19 protein-coding genes are annotated in these 23,074 nt (G+C 30.8%); 14 read left to right on the plus strand and 5 right to left on the minus strand.

What is annotated here, in order from left to right; translation table 11 throughout:
• Positions 1–22: 22 nt before the first annotated feature.
• Positions 23–970, plus strand: a complete 948-nt coding sequence (locus ACX6U0_RS11685) for a DMT family transporter (RefSeq protein ID WP_464960106.1) — start codon at positions 23–25, stop codon at positions 968–970.
• A gap of 290 nt (positions 971–1,260) precedes the next feature.
• On the opposite strand, the gene ACX6U0_RS11690 is transcribed toward ACX6U0_RS11685, so the two are convergent.
• Positions 1,261–1,584 (minus strand): hypothetical protein, encoded by a 324-nt coding sequence (locus tag ACX6U0_RS11690; protein WP_464960107.1) that lies wholly within the window; start codon positions 1,582–1,584, stop codon positions 1,261–1,263.
• A gap of 326 nt (positions 1,585–1,910) precedes the next feature.
• Here ACX6U0_RS11690 and ACX6U0_RS11695 point away from each other — a divergent pair, with 326 nt between their 5' ends.
• The 6 genes from ACX6U0_RS11695 (at position 1,911) to ACX6U0_RS11720 (ending at position 9,910) form a co-directional block, all read left to right on the plus strand.
• Positions 1,911–2,855: a carbohydrate ABC transporter permease gene (locus ACX6U0_RS11695; RefSeq protein ID WP_464960108.1), complete on the plus strand. Its 945-nt coding sequence runs from the start codon at positions 1,911–1,913 to the stop codon at positions 2,853–2,855.
• The gene (locus tag ACX6U0_RS11700; protein ID WP_464960109.1) at positions 2,855–3,682 is read left to right on the plus strand and encodes a carbohydrate ABC transporter permease; all 828 of its coding nucleotides are present in this window, start codon (positions 2,855–2,857) and stop codon (positions 3,680–3,682) included. Before ACX6U0_RS11695 ends, ACX6U0_RS11700 begins: the two co-directional genes overlap by 1 nt.
• 130 nt (positions 3,683–3,812) lie before the next feature.
• Positions 3,813–5,096, plus strand: coding sequence for an ABC transporter substrate-binding protein (locus ACX6U0_RS11705; protein WP_464960110.1), 1,284 nt, complete (start codon positions 3,813–3,815; stop codon positions 5,094–5,096).
• 104 nt (positions 5,097–5,200) lie between these two features.
• Positions 5,201–7,033 (plus strand): sensor histidine kinase, encoded by a 1,833-nt coding sequence (locus ACX6U0_RS11710; protein WP_464960111.1) that lies wholly within the window; start codon positions 5,201–5,203, stop codon positions 7,031–7,033.
• A complete protein-coding gene (locus ACX6U0_RS11715; protein ID WP_464960112.1) occupies positions 7,014–8,588 on the plus strand; it encodes a response regulator transcription factor in 1,575 nt (524 codons plus the stop codon). Before ACX6U0_RS11710 ends, ACX6U0_RS11715 begins: the two co-directional genes overlap by 20 nt.
• 344 nt (positions 8,589–8,932) lie before the next feature.
• The gene (locus ACX6U0_RS11720) at positions 8,933–9,910 is read left to right on the plus strand and encodes a phosphotransferase enzyme family protein (RefSeq protein ID WP_464960113.1); all 978 of its coding nucleotides are present in this window, start codon (positions 8,933–8,935) and stop codon (positions 9,908–9,910) included.
• 68 nt (positions 9,911–9,978) lie between these two features.
• Here ACX6U0_RS11720 and pstA read toward each other — a convergent pair whose 3' ends face one another.
• The 3 genes from pstA to ACX6U0_RS11735 form a co-directional block, all read right to left on the minus strand.
• Positions 9,979–10,857: a phosphate ABC transporter permease PstA gene (pstA, locus tag ACX6U0_RS11725; RefSeq protein WP_464960114.1), complete on the minus strand. Its 879-nt coding sequence runs from the start codon at positions 10,855–10,857 to the stop codon at positions 9,979–9,981.
• Between the two features lie 2 nt (positions 10,858–10,859).
• Positions 10,860–11,804 carry a phosphate ABC transporter permease subunit PstC gene (pstC, locus tag ACX6U0_RS11730; RefSeq protein ID WP_464960115.1) on the minus strand — a complete coding sequence of 315 codons (945 nt, stop codon included), beginning with the start codon at positions 11,802–11,804 and terminating at the stop codon, positions 10,860–10,862.
• 81 nt (positions 11,805–11,885) lie between these two features.
• A complete protein-coding gene (locus ACX6U0_RS11735) occupies positions 11,886–12,839 on the minus strand; it encodes a PstS family phosphate ABC transporter substrate-binding protein (RefSeq protein WP_464960116.1) in 954 nt (317 codons plus the stop codon).
• A 203-nt stretch (positions 12,840–13,042) separates the two neighbouring features.
• Here ACX6U0_RS11735 and ACX6U0_RS11740 point away from each other — a divergent pair, with 203 nt between their 5' ends.
• Together ACX6U0_RS11740 and ACX6U0_RS11745 are read left to right on the plus strand one after the other, a co-directional pair.
• On the plus strand, positions 13,043–13,729 hold the full coding sequence (locus ACX6U0_RS11740) for a winged helix-turn-helix domain-containing protein (protein ID WP_464960117.1): 687 nt from the start codon (positions 13,043–13,045) through the stop codon (positions 13,727–13,729).
• A 182-nt stretch (positions 13,730–13,911) separates the two neighbouring features.
• Entirely contained in the window at positions 13,912–15,756 is a 1,845-nt protein-coding gene (locus tag ACX6U0_RS11745; protein WP_464960118.1) for a methyl-accepting chemotaxis protein, read from the plus strand.
• Between the two features lie 74 nt (positions 15,757–15,830).
• Here ACX6U0_RS11745 and ACX6U0_RS11750 read toward each other — a convergent pair whose 3' ends face one another.
• Complete coding sequence (locus ACX6U0_RS11750; RefSeq protein WP_464960119.1) at positions 15,831–15,977, minus strand: BH0509 family protein; 147 nt, start codon at positions 15,975–15,977, stop codon at positions 15,831–15,833.
• A gap of 340 nt (positions 15,978–16,317) precedes the next feature.
• On the opposite strand from ACX6U0_RS11750, the gene ACX6U0_RS11755 reads away from it, so the two are divergent.
• The 5 genes from ACX6U0_RS11755 to ACX6U0_RS11775 all read left to right on the plus strand — a co-directional run bounded on the left by ACX6U0_RS11755 (position 16,318) and on the right by ACX6U0_RS11775 (position 22,973).
• Positions 16,318–18,150, plus strand: coding sequence for a heparinase II/III family protein (locus ACX6U0_RS11755; RefSeq protein WP_464960120.1), 1,833 nt, complete (start codon positions 16,318–16,320; stop codon positions 18,148–18,150).
• Positions 18,151–18,352: 202 nt separating this feature from the next.
• Positions 18,353–18,832, plus strand: coding sequence for a hypothetical protein (locus ACX6U0_RS11760; protein WP_464960121.1), 480 nt, complete (start codon positions 18,353–18,355; stop codon positions 18,830–18,832).
• Positions 18,833–18,841: 9 nt separating this feature from the next.
• Positions 18,842–20,950, plus strand: coding sequence for a CgeB family protein (locus ACX6U0_RS11765; RefSeq protein WP_464960122.1), 2,109 nt, complete (start codon positions 18,842–18,844; stop codon positions 20,948–20,950).
• A 12-nt stretch (positions 20,951–20,962) separates the two neighbouring features.
• The gene (locus tag ACX6U0_RS11770; RefSeq protein ID WP_464960123.1) at positions 20,963–21,928 is read left to right on the plus strand and encodes a glycosyltransferase family 4 protein; all 966 of its coding nucleotides are present in this window, start codon (positions 20,963–20,965) and stop codon (positions 21,926–21,928) included.
• A gap of 16 nt (positions 21,929–21,944) precedes the next feature.
• Complete coding sequence (locus ACX6U0_RS11775; RefSeq protein WP_464960124.1) at positions 21,945–22,973, plus strand: DUF6270 domain-containing protein; 1,029 nt, start codon at positions 21,945–21,947, stop codon at positions 22,971–22,973.
• The last annotated feature ends 101 nt before the right edge of the window (positions 22,974–23,074 follow it).

Raw genomic sequence — 23,074 nt, forward strand, 5'->3', positions numbered from 1 at the left:
AAAGAGAAAGGGAGGGGAATCTGTGACAGCACAAAAGTTTTTTACACATCCTTTTGGCGTTATATCTTCAGCTATTATTACAACATTTTTATGGGGAAGTGCATTTCCATTTATTAAGCTTAGTTACGAACATTTAGATATCGGGAAAACTGATATTTGGGAGCAAATGCTATTTGCAGGCTATCGCTTTTTCTTGGCTTCGCTATTAATCATTATATTTTTTACGCTGCTTGGACGTAAATTAACATTTAAACGTGATACTGTACTAGTTGTTGGAAAAGTAGGGTTGTTTCAGACGTTTTTACAATATGTACTATTTTATATTGGTCTAAGTTTCTCGACAGGTGTTCAAGGTTCGATTATTGCAGGAACTACTTCATTCTTTCAACTGCTAGCCGCACATTTTATGTATAAAAATGATCGCTTATCATTCAAAAAAATAATTGGTGTTACAGTTGGATTTGCTGGTGTTATTATTGTGAATATAACGAAAGGAACACTTTCGTTGCACTTAGGTATAGGTGAAATATTATTATTAATCGCAATGGCATTTGGCGGTTATGGAAATGTTTTTGCAAAGGAAGCAGCAAAAAAAGTGGATGTAGCTTATTTGACAGCTTATCAAATGATGATGGGATCGTTTGGTTTACTTTTAATAGGTGGTGTAGCAGCAGGATTTTTACAGTTTCATTTTAATTTATTAACAGTTGGTATGTTACTTTATTTATCACTTCTATCTTCAGTTGGCTTCATTTTATGGAATAATGTAATGAAATATAATCAGGTTGGTAAGGTTTCAATGTACTTATTTTTAGTACCTGTTTTTGGCGTTATGTTATCATCTTTTATGCTTCATGAAGCATTGTCTTATCTAGTATTTATAGGTTTGATGATGGTAACTGCGGGGATTATTATTGTAAATTATCAAAGAGATCAGAAGAATACTGAGATTAGTAAAAGTGCTTCATAAAAGAGTGTTAATCTGTATTCATTTATAAATAGGAAAAACCGTCTATGAAAATAGGCGGTTTTTGTTTGTCTTAATATTCTTAGCGAAAGAGGTTAATTTATTTAAGCTTAAAGAAGCTCGCTTTTTGTAGGGTTTACCTGTCCAGTCACTCCCACAGAAGTCTCACTACCCTCGCTACAATCAATATCTAGAAAATTTGTGTATTTAAGAGATAGTCATTTTTTGGGGGATAACGTAAATGTTGAAGTAGTCCTTCGTTATGTAACTAACCCATGCATTGACAAACATTATTAACTTTTTTGTAAATACACCCACTTGTTTTTTGAGAATAAATAGAACCATGCGAATAAGATTTTACTCCCTTTTATATTACTTCCACAGTTAAACTGTGTCATTTCATTTTGCATACTATCAAACAATATATTGTTACTTTTACACCAATCAATTTCTAAAAAGATAGAGTGTTTTCCTGGTGCTACTTCTAAAGTTAGTTCTTCACCGTCTTTTATTTTACCTACTACTTTATTATCGATATAAACTTTGAAACTTCTTAATTTATTAACATATTGAGAAGTTCGTGAAATGCTTATTTTTGAATTCGAATTTTTATTCATATATTTCTCCTTCATTTTGAATATTGCATGTAAGATAATATATCTATTCAATAGGAAAACAAAAATATCCTCTCTTTAAATTACTATGCTGTCATAACGTGAAAAGAGGAACTAATAAGGAATCATCCTCTTTTTTTCAATCGATAACCATCAAAGAGTCCTCAAAGTGAATGGAAGTATTTAACGGGAGACATAAGATTTGTTAAGCATTCTGTTTTGTAGATTCATAGAAACTAAATATTAGTCAATATATTCCACCCTATTGTTCAAACCATTCTGTTTTCACTATTTCGTTGGTAAATTAAGATGAAGTTGGAGGTGGTTATATGCTCGAAACAAACAAGGTTTCAAGTGATTCCGTTCTTGAGGGAAAACAGAAGGTTACAAGTGCGGGAATAAAAAAATTAAAAAAGGCGTTAAATTTTTTTAGTTTTGTAGGACCTGTTTATCTAGTATTTATAGCAATTGTATTGGTTCCTTTTATAATGGGTATTTATTATTCATTTACTGATTGGAATGGAATTACTGGACATATAAAAATGGTAGGTTTAGAGAATTATAAGTATATTTTTAAGGATGATTTAGCTTTTCTTGCGTCCTTTAAATTAACAGCAAAATATACCTTAATTGCGGTCATTTTAACGAATATAGTGGGCTTTGGATTAGCTCTATTAGTTACGCAGGCTTTAAAGTCTCGTAATATTTTGCGAACGATCTTTTTTATGCCTAATCTCATTGGTGGTTTATTATTAGGCTTTATTTGGCAATTCATATTTAATCAGGGATTAATTTCACTTGGAAGCACATTAAAATTAAAGTTTTTAGAAACTGCTATGCTTGGGACTGCTAATGGTGCATTTTGGGCCATCGTCATTGTCGCTGTGTGGCAAGGTGCCGGCTATATTATGGTTATTTATGTAGCAGCATTGCAAGGTGTGCCGAATGATTTAATTGAGGCTGCCAAAATTGATGGAGCGAATAGATTTCAAGTTTTAAAGAAAATTACGATTCCGATGGTTGCGCCCGCGGTTACAGTTTGCTTATTTTTAACAATCTCTTGGTCTTTTAAAATATTCGATACAAACTTATCATTGACGGGTGGTGGCCCGTTCGGATCGACGGAAATGCTAGCTTACAATATTTATAAAGAAGCTTTTACAAATAATAATTTTGGCATAGGAGAAGCAAAAGCAATTGTGTTTTTCGTAGTTGTATCAATTATCACGGTTGTTCAAGTTTATTTATCTAAGAAAAGGGAGGTAGAGATGTGATGAAAAAGGAAAAATATACATTCAATCTATTTTCTTTAGAAATTTTAGCTATCTTAATCGCATTGTTATTTCTAGTCCCTTTTTATTATGTAATTGTTAATTCGTTTAAATCCTTTGCGGACATTCTTTCAAATACATCTGCTTTACCTAAGTCTTTGGGTATTTCGAATTACAAAGAGGCATGGAAAATTATGCATTTTGGTAAAGCGCTTCTCAATTCACTGATTATTACAATTGCTAGTAACTTGGTGATTGTGGTGTTTTGTTCAATGGCGGCATACAAACTAGTTAGAACAAAGAATAAAATATCGGCAGTATTGTTTTTTGTATTAGTTTCAGCGATGGTCATTCCTTTCCAATCGATCATGATTCCATTGATGAAGGTGGGAGATAAATTACATTTATTAGAAAGCCATTGGGGATTGGTTGTAATGTATTTAGGGTTTGGCTCTGCTTTATCTATATTCTTATATCACGGGTTTATTAAAACAATTCCCATTGAGCTAGAAGAGGCTGCAATTATTGATGGATGCTCGCCCTTTATGGTTTTCTGGAAGGTTATTTTTCCATTATTAAAACCTATTACAGTTACAATTGTTATTTTAAATACATTGTGGATCTGGAACGACTTTTTATTGCCATCCCTAGTTTTAGGCGAGGAACAACGTACCATTCCTTTATCAACCTTCTATTTCTTTAGTGCCTATATGAAGCAATGGCATTTAGCATTGGCTGGCTTAATTTTAGGAGTTACTCCTCTACTAATCTTTTTCTTTGCTGCACAAAAACATATTATTAAAGGAATTACGAGTGGTTCTATTAAGTGATATTGGACTTAGAAAATATCATCAATTTTTTCCACCCAATAGGTCAATTTTAACTATCTATGTATGAAAACTTTTACAAGTATAATGTAAACGTATTCATAATATTTTTTAGAAAAATGGGGGTTTTAAGGTGAAGATTAAAGCGATCAAAGCTATAGCCGCATTATCAGCATCATTTGTACTATTAACTTCAGTCGGAGCAAATGGCGCATTTGCAAAAAGTACAACACAAGCAACAAGTAGTAAAAAGGTTACATTAAATGTTTTCCAATTTAAAGCTGAAATTGCCAAAGATTTTGAAGCGATGGCAAAGGATTACCATAAGGCCTATCCAAATGTAACAGTAAAAGTAACGACTGTTGGTGGGGGAGCAGATTATGGAGCAGCTCTTAAAGCAGAATTTGCTAAGGGGAAAGGTCCAGATATTTTTAACAATGGTGGATTCCAAGAAGCAGTAACTTGGAAAGATAAATTAGAAGATTTATCAAAAGAGCCATGGGTGAAAAATCTTTATAAAGGTACTGAAAAACCAATGACGATGAATGGCAAACTTTACGGTATGCCAATGAATACTGAAGGTTATGGCTTTATTTATAATAAAGATTTATTCAAAAAAGCTGGAATTACAACTTTACCAAAAACAATTACAGAATTAGAAGCAGCAAGTAAAAAGCTTAAAGCAAAAGGAATCACAGCATTTTCAGTAGGGTATGCTGAATGGTGGATCCTAGGCATTCATTTACTTAATATCCCGTTTGCACAACAATCTAATCCTGACCAATTCATTAAAGATGTAAATTCAGGGAAAGTAAAAATTTCAGATAATAAGAAGTTCAAAGAGTGGGTTAAATTATTAGATTTAACTGTAAAGTATGGTAACAAAAATCCATTAACTACAGATTACAATAAGCAAGTTACACAATTTGCAAAAGGTCAAACAGCTATGATGCAACAAGGTAACTGGACTCAAACTACTATCGATGGAATTAAGAAAAATATGAAGATTGGTGTTTTACCAATGCCAATTAACAACGATAAAGCTGCGATGGATAAATTACCAGTAGGTGTTCCAAATAACTGGGTTGTAAATAAAAATTCTGCTAATAAAGCTGAAGCAAAAAAATTCTTAAACTGGATGGTAACTTCAAAAACAGGTCAAAAGTACATCGTTGAAAAATTTAAATTTATCCCTGCTTTAAAAACAATTAAAGGTACAAACTTAGGACCAATTGCAGACGATATCCAAAAGTACTCTGCAGCTGGTAAAACATTAACTTGGAACTGGTTCAAGTTCCCAGATGGTGCAACGAATGATCTTGGCGCTTCAATTCAAAAGTATATTGCTAAGCAATCTAGTTCAACGCAAATGCTAAAAGAATTTGATGCTACTTGGAAAAGTAAATATAAGAAATAATATAAGAAAGAAAGCTGATGAGTAGGATCATTAGCTTTCTTTTTTTTCTAATTATTTAAAATTTTTAGTTTTTAATTTAATATAGAAGATAAGGTGGTGAACTATTGAAACGCGGAATTCGTTTTAAATTAATTGTTTTTCTTTTAGCAGCTACGATCATTCCATTTGGAATTTCAATCATATCTATTTACATATATACAAAAAATTCGGTTGTTAATCGATTTGTAAAAAATAATCATGTATTAATCAACAAAAGTGGAAGTGATTTAAAAAACTACTTTGAGGAAATTAATAATATCCCATTATCAATTTACACAAACCGTCCATATTTAGAGGTATTAGAAAATGGTGCGACGGAGTTTATAGACAAAAATCAATTTGAAATCAATCGGAATCTATTAAACTTGTATTTTAACCGAAGAGAAATCGAACAAATGCATCTTTATATCGAACGGGGGAAGGATGATTTTTCTGTCTACAATGCAAAGGTAAGCGGAAGAGGAAAGCTTTTGAACTTTAATGATTTCCCTATTTATAAGACATTAATGAAGGACGAGCAGTTTGTTGAAATTGAATCAACTCATGATATTAAAAGCTATAATGATCTTTCTGATTTTCGAGTAAAGCCTGCTAAACAAGTCATGTCATTTCATTATCGATTAATGAATGTTACAACAGATCAGTTATTAGGTTTTCTCTCTATTGATGTTAGGTTAGATCGTATTAAAGAAATCTTTGATCGTATTTACGATAAAAATCGTGAGCATTTATATGTATTAGACGAAGATGGAAATGTATTTTATTCCTCAAATGAAAATCGAATTGGAGAAAGGTTAACCAATTCTTGGTATAAAGAGATAAATAATACGAAAGTTGAAAAAGGTCAATATGACTTTGAAGGCAAGAATAAACATTTCAAAGGAGTCTATGTATCAGATCAAGTTAAAGCTAGCGGAAAAACATGGACAATTATTAAGAGTATTCCTTATACAAACCTTTACCAAGATGCCAATAAAATTTTAATGATTAATATAACAATTGGGGCAATTTCTGTACTTTTTGTAACGTTACTAACGATTCTCGTTTCAGTAAAATTTACAAATCCAATCCATACACTCATTCGGAATATAAAACGGATTGAAGAAGGAGAGTTAGCTGTTTCTTTTGATTCACTTGGTGATGATGAATTTGGACAGCTAGGTCAACACTTTACTTCAATGATTGAAAAGATAAATGATTTATACATAAAAGAATATAAACTTCAAATAGAAAATAAAACGAATCAACTAAAAGTATTACAATCACAAATGAATCCACACTTTTTATACAATTCATTGCAGTCAATTGGTACTTTATCATTAAAAAATGATGGCAAAAAAGTATATAAGCTTTTAACATCTCTTTCAAAAATCATGCGTTATAGCATGAGAAATAACGAGGATTTCGTCCGAGTAGTAGATGAAATTAATCATATTAAAGATTACCTAGCACTACAAAATGAAAGGTATGATGGGAAGTTTGAATATAAATTGAATGTTGATGAACATTTATATTTTACTAACATGCCGAAAATGACTTTACAACCACTTGTAGAAAACTATTTTAAGCATGGTTTTGAACGGAAACAAAACTTTGGAAAGCTAGAAATTTCAATACGTCAATTTGATTTTGAAACGATGTGTATAAAGTTAATTGATAACGGTGTTGGTGTAGATCAAAAAAAATTAGAGAAGATTCAATTGTCATTAATGAATCAGGTGAAATCACAAAAGGAAAGTATCGGATTAAAGAATATAAATGACCGAATTCAATTATATTACGGTGAAAAAGGCAAGTTTTATATTGAGAGTAAACAGCATGAGCATTTCATTGTCACAATTTATTTGCCACTACATGTAGATAGAGGAGCAATAGAAAATGAAAGTGTTAATTATTGATGATGAAACCCATGTAAGAGAAGGGATTAAATTATTAGCGAATTGGGATGAAATAAATACAACGGAAATATTTGAAGCTGAAAATGGTAGAATTGCAAAGGACATTATCATAAGTGAGCGTCCACAAATTATTTTTACAGATATGATGATGCCTGAGTTGGATGGAAGAGAATTATTAAAATGGATCAAGTCAGAAAAATTAACGAGTAAAATCATTGTTGTAACAGGATATGAAGACTATCAATTTATGAGGGAAGCAATTCAAAATGGAGCTTCAGATTATTTATTAAAGCCAATTGATCCTGACACATTAAACGAAACGATTAGCAAAGTCGTTGAAGAATGGAAAAAAGAAGAACTGCAACGAAGAGAATCAATCAAACATACAAGGAAATTGGATGAAATATTACCTTTCTATCGGGACCAGCAGTTGAGTAATGCCATTTTTGGTAACGAGTACGATGAAAAGTTACTAGCGGATGTTGAAAAAACAGTAATAGCATCAGTTCATATATCAGTTATTAAATTAAGAAATTTAAAAGCATTTATCGGTATATGGTCGGAAGAATTGTGTTATTTTTCTATTTTAAATGTTGTAAATGAAATTCTTCAAAACGAGAATGTAGGGATCGCATTCAGAAATATTCATGCGAAACAAGAGGTCTGCTTCATCTATTGGGGAGAAGATGTTGAATGTTTTAATAAACAGCTATCAGAAATCTTAATGACAGTTGTTCCTTTTCCATTTCATATTTCAAGTAGTGAACAGTACGGTGTAGAAAAATTACATGATGCATACATAGAAGCAAAGCAGATAATTCATGAATACAATTTACTTGAAATGATTGAATGTCCTGTATATTTAAAAACAAACATACAGGAACATAAAGGTTTAAATTCAATTGAATTATTAAAATTACTAGATAAAATGATGGAGAAAAATGATATTTCGTATTTTGATGAAATTATAAACCGGATCGTAAACCATCTGAAGGAATTCAATTATTTCTCTTATGCTCAATTAGAAAATTGGCATCAAGAATTCGAGTTATTTTTAAATAGATGGATCACGAAAAATTCAATACAAACTTTACATAAAACTAGTATTGATGCTTTTTGGAATATCCGAGGACATTTCGAACTGAAAGAATTCCTACTGGCTCAAAGAGAAAGAGTTAGTTCACTCCTACATCAATCAGGACAACCAGCCAAAGAACAAAATACAATAGAAGAAATTGCTTACTATATACAAAATCATTATTCTGAAGAAATCTCTCTTCAAGAGTTTTCAGAGAAATTTTATTTAAGTAGAGAATACATTTCACGTAAGTTTAAACAAATTTACGGTGAAAATTTATCAGATTATATCGTTCGAATTAGAATGAATAAAGCAAAAGAATTACTCAAATTTCCTCGGTTAAAAATATATGAAATTGCAGGAGAAATTGGATACCAGGACGATAAATACTTTCGGAAAATATTTAAAAAAATGGTCGGGATGACACCTAATGAATATCGAAAAGAATATGAAGTAAAAGAAAGTGAGATATTTTAATGAAGCAAAAAAGTCTCGCCACTTAAAGTATATAAAAAAAGAAAGTTGATTAACGCTCCAGGATGCTCGCTTTTCGTGGGGCGTGCGATGAGCCTCCTACAAAAGGTAGGCATGCTAAAAACACGACGTCCTGTCGTAACGCATGCATGACCCACATCCTGTGGGCCTCCTCCGGGGTCTCATCTGTCCCGCTACTCCCACAGGAGTCGAGCACCTTCCGCTCCAATCAACTTCTCTTTATTAATTACTTTCTAATAAATAAAGTGAAAAAATGAAGGGAAATAGCCTAATTATTTAGAACTAATTAAAGTAGTCATTAAGTAGGTTTTTTGGAGGATTGAACAATGGAACATACAGTAGAAAGAGTTTTTACGAAAGAAATATTACATAATGCCGCATCAGCGTTCGGAATTGAAGTAGATGAGAAGCCAATAGGTGATTTTGAAAACTATATTTTTAAAGGCCATACAAAAGATGGAGTAGCCAGAGTATTGAGACTTACGCACTCTTCTCATCGCCAAAAAAATGAGATTGAAGCTGAACTAACCTTTTTAAAATATGTAAGAGAAAATGGTGCAAATGCAGCTGGTTCATTAGTATCATTAAATGGGAATTTAGTAGAAGAGCATGTTGCTAGTGATGGAACGAGCTTTTTTGCATCAATGTTTGAATGGGCTGATGGTAAATTAGTTGATCGAACAAACCCAGATGTATGGAATGATGATTTAATGTATAAGTTAGGGAAAACACTGGGGAAATTGCATGCCTTAACAGTTAATTATCCAGTTACGAAAGCAAGAGAATCATGGGATGAAGAAGCATATCTACAGGTGATGTTAAATCATGAAGAAATCGGTCCATATACAAAAGCCCTTTTAGAAGCAATGAGTCATTATCCAAGACATGCTAATTCGTATGGATTAATTCATAGTGATCTACACTTTCATAATTTCTTTGTAAATGATCATGGAGACATCACTGCCTTTGATTTTGATGATTTACAATATAATTATTTTATTTCAGATATCGCGATCGTCCTTTACTATACTGCGTGGGGAAGCAAAAAATCGTATGAAGAGAATTCAGCATACGCTAAAAAACAATTAGCTCTACTAAGAGAGGGCTATGAAACTGAATTTGTTTTAGATGAAGAATGGTACAGTCGTATTCCTGCATTTTTAAAGTGTAGAGATCATGTATTATATTATGTATTAAAAATGAAGTATGAAGGAAAAGAAGAACATTCACAGAGAATTAATGAACTTTGCGAACAAATTCGCGAAAGAATCGTTAATGATAAAACGATTGTAGACTTGGGTTAATAAAAAAACTCGGAATCAGCTAACTGACTCCGAGTTTTTTTTATTTATAAATTGCTGGGGAAGCAAATTTAGAATCTGTTTTGGAATTTATTACGAATCCATACAGCGACACCATTCATTACAATTAACATAACAAGTAGAACGATGATTCCAGCAGCTGCAACAAATTGGAATGCTTCTTGAGGACGAGAAGTCCAGTTGTAAATTTGAATTGGCATAACTGTGAAACCAGAGAAGATATCAGTTGGTACGAATGCAACATAAGAAAGGGCTCCAATTACTAATAGTGGAGCAGTTTCACCAATTGCACGTGAGAATGCTAATATACTTCCAGTTAATATACCAGGTAATGCAGTTGGGAAGACAATGCGATAAATAGTTTTCCATTTTGTACTTCCTAATGCAAAAGAAGCTTCACGTAATTGGTTAGGTACTGAACGGATGGCTTCTTGTGATGAAACAACAATAACAGGAAGAATGACAAGTGACATTGTTAATCCACCGGCTAAAATACTACGTTCAAATCCAAATAAACGAACAAAAACTGTTAATCCTAATAAACCGAATACGATAGATGGCACGCCAGCTAAGTTTGAAATATTTAATTGAATAAAACGAGTTAAAAAGTTTTTCTTTGCATATTCTTCTAAATAAATTGCCGTTCCGACACCTAAAATTAATGAAACAGGAATCACTACTGCCATTAACCACATCGTTCCATAAAGTGCAGCTTTAATACCTGCTCTTTCAGGTATACGAGAAGCAAAGTTTGTGAAAAAATCTGGTGTTATAAATGAAAATCCTTGGCTTCCAATTCTGTATAGTAAAACTGCTAATACGAATAAGCCAAACATAGTAGATAAAAAGAATATTTGTGAGCTTATTTTATTTTTTACTAAACGGCTACCAATTTTAGCAGAAACTTTATTGTGATCGATGAAATTCATGATTATACCTCCTCTTTAAAACGCTTCGAGATGAAATGTGCAATTACGTTCATCACTAATGTGAAGATGAATAATGTTGTACCAACCGCGTAAATACTGTAGTAACCAATTGAACCGTAACCTACATCACCTTGACTGACTTGTGCAATAAATGCTGTCATCGTTTGTACTGCTTTTGTAGGGTCAAACGATAGAATTGGGTTTGCACCACCAGCTACAGATACGATCATTGTTTCTCCAATAGCACGTGAGATACCAAGTACAAAAGATGCGATAACTCCTGACATGGCTGCAGGTAAGACAACTTTTAAAGAAACTTCAAGTTTTGTTGAACCTAAGCCATATGCGCCTTCACGTAGCGAATTTGGAACTGAACTCATTGCATCCTCAGATAAAGAGGTAATCATAGGAATAATCATTATACCGATTACTAGACCTGGACTTAAAGCATTGTAAATACCTAATGTTGGAATGATTTCTTTTAAAATTGGTGTAACAAAAGTTAATGCAAAGAAACCATAAACAATAGTTGGTACACCGGCTAATACTTCAAGAATTGGTTTAATAGTACGACGAGTTTTATCTGAAGCATATTCACTTAAATAAATAGCTGACGTTAAACCAATCGGTACAGCAACAATTGTTGCAATAAGTGACGTTAATAAAGTACCTGATATAAGTGGTAAAATTCCGTAATCTGGATCAGATAACGTTGGATGCCATTCTTTACTTGTTAAAAATTCAACGATAGATACTTTTTCAAAGAAGTGAACTGTTTCAGCTAATAATGTAAAAACAATACCAAATGTTGTAAAAATCGCAACAAGTGCACAAACTAAAAACAGTTTTGGCATTAATTTTTCTAAGATTGTATCCATTGAAACTTTTTTCTTTTTATTTGCAGCAATCGCTTGTTGAACAGGCGATATTTTTTTTGGTTCTAACATTTAAAAACCCCCTAATTTCAAGAATGAAAGAGGTAAGGCTTCATCCGGGTCCTTACCTCTCTTTAATTCAGTTACATTAATTTATTTTTTTGCAGCTTCGTCTAACTTTTTAAGGTTCTCTTCATACTTTGCATCTTCTAAAGGTACATAACCAACTTCTTCAGCTAATGTAGGTACGTTTTCGTTAGCGAATTTTAGGTAATCAATTACTTCTTCACGCTCAAGAGACTTTTTATTTACATATGTGAAGATTTCACGAGAAAGTGGTGCATAAGAACCATCTTTAATTGTTTCTTCAGTTGGTTCAACAGCTTCACCAGTTTCAGGATTTACAACTGGTACAACTTTTAATTTATCTTTGTTTTCTTCATAGTAAGCATGACCGAAGAATCCAATCGCATTTTTCTCACCAGAAACGCCAGTAACTAGAACGTTATCATCTTCTGACATTTGAGTATCTTTACGAACATCACCTTTGTCTAAGATTGCTTCTTTAAAGTAGTCAAATGTTCCTGATTCAGTACCTGGGCTAAAGAATTTTATTTCTTCTTTTGGCCAAGCAGGGTTTACATCGTTCCAAGTTTTTACTTTAGAATCTACTGCCCACATTTTAGCTAATTCTTCTACAGTTAATTTATCTACAAAATCATTATCCTTACTTACTACTACTGATAAACCATCGTAAGCTAATTCTAATTGGATATAGTCAATGTTATTTTCTTTTGCTATTTGTGCCTCTTCGTCTTTGATTGGACGAGATGCATTACTTAAGTCAGTTTCACCTTTTGTAAATTTCTCAAATCCTCCACCAGTACCACTGATACCAACTGAAGCATGTACATCTGGTTGAGCTGCTGTATATTCCTCAGATACTGCTTCCATAATAGGAGCAACTGTTGATGAACCATCAATTAAGATATCTCCAGATAACTGTTTACCTGACGTGCTTTCAGTTTTATCTGTATTTCCACAAGCTGCTAATGAAAGAAGAACTGCTGCTGATAATACTAGTAAAGGTTTTTTGATTAATTTCATTTTAAGATTTCCCCCTAAAAGTGGTTGTTTGTTATTTCTTACATTTCCTACTATATTCCACAAAAGTTAACTAGCTTTTAACTGAACGTAAAGAATTTGTAAATGTATAATGAATGTCCCCCTTTTTATAAAAGAATTCATTACAATGACTTTAAAAATGAAATGATAGTTTATACCAAAAAAATTTTAGGGGTTGAAAAAGCGTGGAGCAGGTTGTCATCGTTCAGGAAAAAAATGAAATTGAAAGTGCGCTTTTGCAAAGTAACCAATTTGACTTGTATAAAATAAGTACCTATCCATATAGAGAATTTAAAGAAGAGGTACATTTAGGTTTTTTAAAGGGATGCCTAATTTTAAAGAAAAGCCGTGTTTTAGATGAATTTATACCGATGATTTTAAGAATCAGACGGATCACAAATGTTCCTATCATATTATTGGTAGAACAATACGATACTTTTGAAGCGGCAATTTGCATAGAAGCGGGTGCAGACGAATATGTTAAATATCCAATTCATCCTAGAGATTTATCAGCTAGAATTAAAGCGGTTATGCGCAGGAGCTATCAAGATAAAGTAGAAGAGAAAGAGACAATCATACATGTCGGTAACATTTCTATTTATGTAAATAGGGAAGAAGTATATAGGTGTAAAAATAGAGTTGAAATAAATGCAAGAGAATTTGCGATCTTGATCTATTTAGTTAAAAAAGCAGGTCGTATTGTAACGAGAGAAGAATTGATGGAGGTCATTTCAGTATATAAAAATAAAAGACTGATCGATATTTATATTCATGGATTACGATCAAAAATAGAAGAACTCCCGAATTTTCCTAAATATATAAGAACAATAAAAGGAAAAGGGTATCGTTTTGAGCCTGTTTATTCTAATTGAAAAGAAATCGTTTACTAACTATTTTTAAGAAAAGCCAGTGAAAAAAATGCCCTTATATATAAAGGTATTTTTTTTTGAAATTCACATTAACTTTACATTTTATTTAAATAAGGTAAACATTGTCAAATTATACTTAAATATAGGAAATTATGTAATAAAATTAAGAAAAGTGGTGTGAATTGGTGAAAAATGGCGCAGTAAAAAACACTATAAAAAAGTTCATTCAACGAGACGTAAACAGAAAAGATAATCGTAAAATAAAAGAAAAATTGCTCAGCTTTTTTAGAAGAATTATTCTAAAAAAAGAAAATGAACCAAGAACAAAAATGGAAGAAGGAACTAATCGTAAAAAGAAGTTTGTTGAACGATTTACACTTCAGTCTCGTTTAGTATTATTTACTGTTGTATTAATTACTTTATCAATGTCGATTGTATCTTTGATTTCATATCAAAAAGCAAAGGAAACAACAATTACTACAATGAATAGTAGAATTGAGCGAGAAGCTTCTATTATGAAAGAAATCTCTCAAAGTCTTCAATATAGATACATTGGAGACGAGAAGGGGTTTGAAAAGGCTATTAATAATGTTGTAAAAAATCAAATGGCTAATTTATCACAAGATGGATTAAAAGCATCAGCGTTTTTTGTATCAGAAGAAACGAAAGAAGTGAAGCCATACAAAGCTAATTTACATAGCGACGGTAAAATACTTGATGAAGCAAAGAAAGTGATTCAAAAAAGTCAACATGGTGTAGGCAAAACAAATTTTCATGAAGTGTCTTATACATATGCATTCGAAAAAATTAGTGAGCTAAAGGGATACTATGCAGTCGTAATTGATGATCGTTCGTTTTTGTGGATGTTTGAGGATATGAAGAAAATCTTTATTTTGTCAATTTTGATTTGTATTTTGATAACAATCGTTATGACATACTTTGCAGTGAGAAGTATTATAAAGCCATTAGAGAAATTAAGGGATGTAATGAGAATCGTTCGAACAGGAGATTTGACCATAGAGGTAGATACGCATTCAAATATTCCTGAAATCGTTTCATTAACAAAAAGCTTTAAAAGTATGATTGAACAAATGCGTCAAATGCTTTCGAATATAGACGCAACAACAGTTTCTTTAGTTCATACTAGTAAAGAGCTACAACAAACTGCAAATCACTCATTCCAATATACAAAGGCTTCATTAGAAACAATGAATATTGTAAAAATGGGAGCAGAAGAAACTGCTGCTAGCTCTACTAATAATAGCAATATGTTTCTTCATATGAAAGACGAATCTTCTAGTGTATTGCAAACAATGGAACAAGTAATGGATGCATCTAAGAATATGAATCATTCAGCAATCAAAGGCGAAGAAAGTGTAGCTGAATTATTAAAATCCTTCCAAGTGATTCAACAAAAATGTAAACAAGTAGCCAACACGATTCATGAGGTTTCTGGATATAGTTCACAAATTACAAAAGTGATAACTTGGATTCGTTCCATTGCAGATCAAACGAAATTATTGGCATTAAATGCCTCGATTGAAGCAGCTAGAGCAGGGGATGCGGGTAAAGGCTTCGCTGTTGTTGCACGTGAAGTTCAAAATCTAGCTAGTCAATGTTCAACGGCTACTGAGGATATTTCAGAATCAGTTACAAATATGAACAATATGATGGCAAATGCAACAATGGAATTTAATCTCCTGGCAAATGATACAGAAGCTAGTACAGAAACAGTTGAAACATCTCGATTGGCATTTAATTCTTTATTATCCACGATAACTGATATAAACTTTAAAATTGAAGAAATGCATAAAGAACTGTCAAAATTAAAAGACACAATTCCTTTAATGGAAGAAACAACCTTACATTTTGGCTCTATTTCGCAACAAACATTAGCGAGTGCTGAAGAAATGCTGAATACCTCAGATGAGCAAATGAAACGAATGCAATTAACCTTTGATAATAGTCAGCAGTTAAATACTTTGGCACTATCACTTACTGCATTAACTAAGAAGTTTATTGTTAAATAAAGGGTTATGAAATTAGCCTACATAAAAACTAGGTAGATCCTGAAGGATCTACCTAGTTTTTATATGAATATTTATTATTCCGCATGGTGTAACATATATGTGTAAGTTGAGTTATAAATATGCTCTAAATCTGCATCTGTCATAAATACTAAATCATCAGTAGAAAGACCTCTCGCTCTCTCTAAAAATTGAACCATGTTTTTACGCTCTTCTCTACTCATTGTCAGCACTCCTTATTATTTAGATGTTTTTGTTTGTTTTCCATTCTGTATTAATACAGTGTATTTAATTACTAATTATTATATAACAGAATATTTAAAAAGTGCTAGGAAAATTTATCAAAATAAATAAAAAATTTTAATCGTTACAAATGAATTATGATCATTACATTTCGTTTAAGGCTAGATAAAGTTATTGTGAACGGAGAATTAGTCCAAATTAATTATGTAAAGTACAGTAGTCAGTACGATATTAAGTTGGAAGGTATTTCTTTCTTTCATGCTAAGTTAGTGGAATTGTAGAGATATTCTCATAAAAGATAATGATGAAAGGGTTGAAAAAATGGGGATATTCAAAAAATTAGTCGTCGTATTCTTAATTAGTTATTTTACATTTATCTCATTAACAGGCTCTTTGCCATTAAAAGCTACTGAAATATCGAAAAATACTACTGATTCCATAAAATATATACAAAGAATAAAACCCTCCAAATCAGTTGTTACATATGCAAATCAAATAATGGAGAATAAAATATATTTAGGTAATCAATTCCCTGTGTATCAATTAGAAAAGGATTTAACATGGAAGGAAAATCCTTATCATAATCGAACATGGCAACTATTTTTCCACAGTCTTGAGCATGTTGGTTATTTATTGAGTGCCTATGAATATACAAATGATGTTAAGTATTTAAAGAAATCGGAATCAATTATTAGTAGTTGGAAAAAACTGAACGGAAATCCCAAAAAGGCAGCTAGTCCTTGGGCATGGTATACAAATAGCACGCCGATTAGGACCGTGTACTTAATTCAATTTGAAAAGCTATATCAAAGTTCTTCTATTTATAATCAGAAATTTTATAATGAAGTATTGTCCTTAATAGAACAGCATGGTAGCTATTTAGCTGATCAAAAAAATTATGTCTGGGAGTCAAATCACGGGATTTTTCAGGATCAAGCATTAATAGGAATCGCGAAACTTTTCCCAGATTTATCGAAAAGTAAAGTTTGGTACGATACGGCTACGAACAGACTAATTAGGCATATTGAGAAACTGGTTACAAAAGAAGGGGTAACAAACGAACATAGTATCAGTTATCAAATTGTTGTATTGGATTTATTGAAACAAATTTCACCTCTTTTGGAGGATTTTGACTATACCAAGATTTATGTAGAAGATAAAATTGGCATGTTAGAGGATTCGCTCGCAACGCTACTACAACCAAATGGAACGATTCCACTTTATGGCGATTCTAAAAATAGCTATGTTGTTAATAATAATCTAAATGATATTAGAGGATATAAATTAAAATTCTTAGCATCAAATGGTGCTGTTGGAACAAATCCATATACGGATGTATTATATAAAGAGAGCGGAATAAGTATTTTTAGAAATGATTCAAATCATTTTCAATCGTATTTATTTTTTGTTTCAGCTTTTCATTCAACAGTACATAAGCACGCAGATGACCTATCATTCATATTTATGAAGGGCAAAACAGAATTTTTCGTTGATTCAGGACTATACAACTATGAATTAAATGATCCAATGCGAAAGTATATGACGAGTGCGTATGCCCATAATTCAATAACTGTTGATCATAAATCATATGAAATAAAAAAAGAAAACATAGATAAAGCAGTTATTCAAAACGGAAAAATTGAAGAAGACTATTCATACGTTGTTGGCAAACATGAATTGTATCCTGGAGTAACAATTAACAGAGTGATTTTATATGTGAAAACCACAGATACTATTTTAATTTTTGATAAAATGAATTCCAACAAGGCACATACATATACAAAGGTATTTAATGTAGGCGAAAATGTGAATTTCAGTCAGAAGTCACAAAACCAATTTCTACTTTCAAGTAAAATTGAAAGTAATCAGATTGAACTTATTAATTTAGATAGTAAAGCAACATATCAATCTTATTTTGGTTCTAAAAATCCATTGGCTGGATTTAAATCGAATGTGTTTAATAAAGTTATTCCGATTCAACAAGTGCGGTTCTCTACAAAAGCTAAAGCAGCTAATTTTAGAACGATTATGAATGCGGAAACTGGCAAAGGAATTAGCAACTTTTACGTTACGGGAGATAATAAAATTTTAAATTTTGATTTAAGTTTTAAAGATGGCACAAAAAAAATAGTGAAAGTAAATTTATACAAATAAACACTCACCATTATTGGTGAGTTTTTTTTTATTTGTATACGTAGGTAATTTTTCATAAGTACAATTGGTTAAATTATCATATTCGATTTTAAAAATATTATCTCGATATAGGTAAAATGATATGTTATTATTATTAAAGCTTTATTAGAAACGAAATAAAATTTTTTACTGTTTTGTACACTTAAGAAATAGGAGTGACACAATGAGAGAAGTCAGCAGCATGAATAACACAGATAATATCACTCTTTCTATTAATAAAAATCATTTAAAAGAAGTAGTTGTCAGTAATTTTAGTCATAAAGTGTTAAAAGAACAATTGAAAAATAATGATTTACCTGTTGAAAAAGATTTGTTAAATCAAATGAAACTTCAAGAAACAGAGATAAAATTATTAGAAAATAAAATTGTAGATCTACAGAACACTATACTAATACTAGAAAACGACCTTGAATTAAATATTTTGCAAAATATAGAAACGATTATTAAGCAAGAAGAATTTTTATTAGAAATTAATCAAGTTATTTCGAATTTAGAAATGAAAAATGAAAACTATCAAGCTAGTATTGTAAAACAAACAAAAGAATTGAAAAAAATGAATGAAAAGTATAATAAATTGAAGAAATCTAAACTTGGAAGTATTGTCATTAAATATTGGGATATGCGTAGAAAACTTAAAAAGTAGGTGAATTGATTGAACGAACTTATTGATAAACATTTAAACAGTCTTGGTGAATTGAAGAAAAATTCTAAGATTTTATTAAATAACTTGAATTCAGATTACAAAGGGATTAGTTTTAACTTTTTTGAACAATTTGTATTTGATAAAACGGATTTTTCAAATGAAAAAAACATAACTGTTAATAAAACTGATACAGGAGTTCAGTTTACATCTACTTTAAAAAATGATGAATTTAAATATATGTTTTTAAAGAATTCTGATCAGATTGATAGAATGCTAGATTTTTTAGTATCAAATAATGTTAAAAATAGACATATTAAAACAATAGGAATCGTTGAAGGTAAATGTAATGTAGAAATTAACATCATTGCTGTATATAAAGATGGCGTTAGATATGTTTCGAAAGCTAGATTTGATAAGACGATTAATATGAAAAATATTGACCTAAATAATATCGATCATATTAAGGTAGCAATCAGAATTAGTGGAAAAGGTAAATTTAATCTTCAAAGTATTACGTTTTTAGCAGAAAAGCCAAGTCTAAAACATAAATCGAATATAAACAAAAAGAAGAAAAAAATTAAAGATTTAAATGTCGCATTCATTGCTGATGAATTTACGACAAGATGTTTTGAACCAGAATTTAATATTATGAAAATTAAACCTGAGAACTGGTATGAAGAACTTAAAAGTAATCAACCTGATCTCTTTTTTTGTGAGTCTGCTTGGTTAGGAAATAATGGAAGCTGGACAAATAAAGTCGGTACTGGCGGTCCAAGAGATAATTCAGAATTACTAAATTTGGTTTACTGGTGTAAAGAAAATAATATTCCTACAGTTTTTTGGAATAAAGAAGACCCATTCCATTTTAGCGCTTTTATTAACACAGCTTTGCATTTTGATTATGTATTTACGACAGATCAAAATTCAGTTGAATTATATAAGCAAGAAGGATTAAAGAATGTTTATCCATTCCCTTTTGCAGCGCAACCAAAATATCACAATCCAGTTGAAGCATTTGAAAGAATAGAAAAGGTAGTTTTTGCAGGGGCATATTATGGTGATAAATTCCCAGAACGAACAAAAGCTATGGATAATATGATTAGCATCTCAGGTAAATATGGTATTGATATTTATGATCGAAACTATAATAATCCGAGCTCACCGAACCAATTTCCATTAGAATTTAAAAAGCATATTGTTGGCACACTAAAAGGTGATGAAATAGATTTAGCATATAAAGGATATAAAATTGCTTTAAATGTAAATAGTATTATTGATTCACCTACAATGTTTGCAAGAAGGGTGTTTGAATTACTGGCTAGTAATACACCAGTTATTAGCTCGGAATCACTTGGAATAAATAATATGTTTGGTGATTTAGTTGTTGCCTCTTCAAATTATGATGAACTAAAAAACATTATAAGTCGTTATTTTGAAGATGAACAATTTTTTAATCAAAATCGCCTATTATCACTTCGACATGTACTAGAAAACCATACGTATAAAAATCGTATTCAAACGATGTTAGATGATATCGGTTTTGCGTATACTAAGAGCGATGATTCAGTATCTATGATCGGTGTTGTGAGAAGTAAAGAGGATTATCAGAAGCTGATGAAAATCTTTAATAAACAATCATTAGAGAATAAAAAATTAGTTATACTTTTAGATATTTTTGATGGGTATTTAGAGATTTTTAATAAAAATAATAATGGACAAGTTAAATCATTTTTAATTGATTACATCCATCATTATTCAAATATTGGTCAAATAATTGAAACGACACATGTTGCTCCTGTTCAATACGACCATCATTATGGTGAAAATTATTTAAAAGATTTATATTTAACGACCACTTATATTGATGATGCAATTATTGTTAAAGCCCAGGGACAACCATATACTTTTGTTACAAATGGATTATTTAATTCATCATTGATTAACAAAGCATCATTAAAGTTAATAAATCCTAAAATGTTTATTAACTCATTAGAAAATGATGGTGATTTTAAAAATTGGTTTAAATACGGTGTTAGATTTTTTAACATTGATCAATTTAACTTTGCAGAGAAACAAAGTAACTTTTCAAAAAAAACATTGGACGAGATAAATATATAGGAGAAATTTTGGATGAAAATAGCATTTATTGGGCATGATTTAAAATTTTTAAATGATGCTATAGAATTTTTTAAACACTCACCAAATATTTCAGTGAAAATTGATAAATGGGAAGGTCATGAGATTAAAGACGAGCAAGCAAGCTTGGAAATAGTTGAATGGGCAGATATTTTATTTTGTGAGTGGGGTTTAGGCAATGTCGTGTGGTATCAAAAACACAAAAAACCACATCAAAAGTTAATTGTAAGAATGCATAGATTTGAAATGAATACAATTTATCCAAGTCAATTTGATTATCATAAAATAGATAAAATAATTGCTATTTCTCCATATGTTTACGAAGAGTTTCATCGTGTTGCTAGTATTCCGAGAGAAAAAATGACGGTTATATATAACGGAGTACTAACTGAAAAGTTTGAGAAAGTTAAATCATCAAAAGCTAAATACAATATAGGAATCATCGGGATTGTTCCTAAATTAAAGCGATTAGACAGAGCAATCGAGATCTTTGAAGAATTATATAGAAGAAATAATAAATATCATTTATATATTAAAGGGAAGCACCCGAAAGAGTTTGGATGGGTTTGGAATAATCAAACTGAACGAGAGTTTTATGATGAAGTATTTCTAAAAATAGAAAACTCTCCCTTCAAAAAGAACGTACATTTTGAAGGATGGGGAGATGTTTCAACTTGGTTAAAAGATATAGGTTATGTACTTTCTGTAAGTGATTATGAAAGTTTTCATATGGCGCCAATAGAAGGAATGGCTTCTGGTGCATTTCCGGTAGTACTGAAAAGAGAAGGCGTAAACGTTGTATTTCCGAAAGAATATATATTCGAGACGATTGAAGATTCAATAAATTTTATTTCTGAAAATGACTTCTCAATTAATAGCAATTTAAAAACATTTGTAAAAGAAAATTATTCTTTAACGAATATGTGTAATCAAATGATGGATATTTTCCTTGAAAAATGAAAAGTAGGCGAACTCATTGAAGAAGAATTTGGTTATTTTAGGCAGTTGTATTACAAGAGACGCATTTAATTTTAGTCATGATCAGTATGTAATTCAGCAGTATTTTGCAAGAACTTCATTAATAAGTTTGATGTCAAAATCATTGTTAGTAGATAAGTCTAAAATCAATTTAACATCTGCTTTTCAGAAAAACTGCATCGTTCAAGATATAGAAAAAAGTTTCTTCCATAAAATAAGTGAAAGTAATATTGATTTTATACTGATTGATTTCATTGATGAACGGTTTAATTTATTAAAATTAAATGAAAGTCTCATCACAAAATCAAATGAATTAGTTGCGTCAGGGCTTATGGATGAATACGATTTTACAGAAATTGTACGAAATGAAGATTTGTTATCAACGTGGCAAAAAAGTGCTAAGATTTTTTTTGCAACTTTATTAGAACATATTCCAGCGCATAAAATTATTATCCACAAAGGGTTATGGAAAACAAAGTATAAAAATGAAGATAGAACGATTAGTGAATTTTCCAATCAGTTACAACATATTGAACTGCAAAATAAGTATCTAAACTATTACTATCAATTTATTGAAGAAAACTTTAAAGAAATTAATGTAATAGATATGACGAATGAAGAATTGTATTGTTCGGTAGATCATAGATGGGGGCTTAGTCCATACCATTTTGAAGATAAATATTATGAACTATTTTTACAAAAATTAGATCAAATTGTTAAAGAAATCGATTCTAAAGATTTTGTTAATGTATTTGAGTCGGTTCAAAAGAATAGTGTTGTTCTTTATGAAAATGATTTGTTTGTTCATCAGTTAAACAATGATGATATGAATATAAATTTTGAAGATTTATCTATTGCTTATTATGTAAAGCTTCATAATGAAGTCGTATATAAGCAATGGTATGGAACAAGTAGAATTTTGAATTATCATCCAACTCAAAAGGGTGAATACCAGATTGTTATTTTTTTAAGGGATCCAGCTTATTTGGAAAATGTAAAATACTTTCAATACAAAGTGATGATTTAATGAAAATACGGTCGTACTAATGTGTATGACCGTATTTTATTGAGTTGTTTTATATCTTCTGATAACTTTTAATTTTGTAGATAAAAGTATGCAGATTATGA

The sequence above is a fragment of the Gottfriedia sp. ABJ_BB2_2 genome, from assembly GCF_055484705.1.

Excerpts from the sequence above, each read along its gene's own strand:
- ACX6U0_RS11690 (WP_464960107.1), bottom strand. The coding sequence starts at position 1,584 with ATGAATAAAAATTCGAATTCAAAAATAAGCATTTCACGAACTTCTCAA.
- ACX6U0_RS11695 (WP_464960108.1), top strand. The coding sequence starts at position 1,911 with ATGCTCGAAACAAACAAGGTTTCAAGTGATTCCGTTCTTGAGGGAAAA.
- ACX6U0_RS11700 (WP_464960109.1), top strand. The coding sequence starts at position 2,855 with ATGAAAAAGGAAAAATATACATTCAATCTATTTTCTTTAGAAATTTTA.
- ACX6U0_RS11715 (WP_464960112.1), top strand. The coding sequence starts at position 7,014 with ATGAAAGTGTTAATTATTGATGATGAAACCCATGTAAGAGAAGGGATT.
- ACX6U0_RS11720 (WP_464960113.1), top strand. The coding sequence starts at position 8,933 with ATGGAACATACAGTAGAAAGAGTTTTTACGAAAGAAATATTACATAAT.
- pstA (WP_464960114.1), bottom strand. The coding sequence starts at position 10,857 with ATGAATTTCATCGATCACAATAAAGTTTCTGCTAAAATTGGTAGCCGT.
- pstC (WP_464960115.1), bottom strand. The coding sequence starts at position 11,804 with ATGTTAGAACCAAAAAAAATATCGCCTGTTCAACAAGCGATTGCTGCA.
- ACX6U0_RS11735 (WP_464960116.1), bottom strand. The coding sequence starts at position 12,839 with ATGAAATTAATCAAAAAACCTTTACTAGTATTATCAGCAGCAGTTCTT.
- ACX6U0_RS11750 (WP_464960119.1), bottom strand. The coding sequence starts at position 15,977 with ATGAGTAGAGAAGAGCGTAAAAACATGGTTCAATTTTTAGAGAGAGCG.
- ACX6U0_RS11755 (WP_464960120.1), top strand. The coding sequence starts at position 16,318 with ATGGGGATATTCAAAAAATTAGTCGTCGTATTCTTAATTAGTTATTTT.
- ACX6U0_RS11760 (WP_464960121.1), top strand. The coding sequence starts at position 18,353 with ATGAGAGAAGTCAGCAGCATGAATAACACAGATAATATCACTCTTTCT.
- ACX6U0_RS11770 (WP_464960123.1), top strand. The coding sequence starts at position 20,963 with ATGAAAATAGCATTTATTGGGCATGATTTAAAATTTTTAAATGATGCT.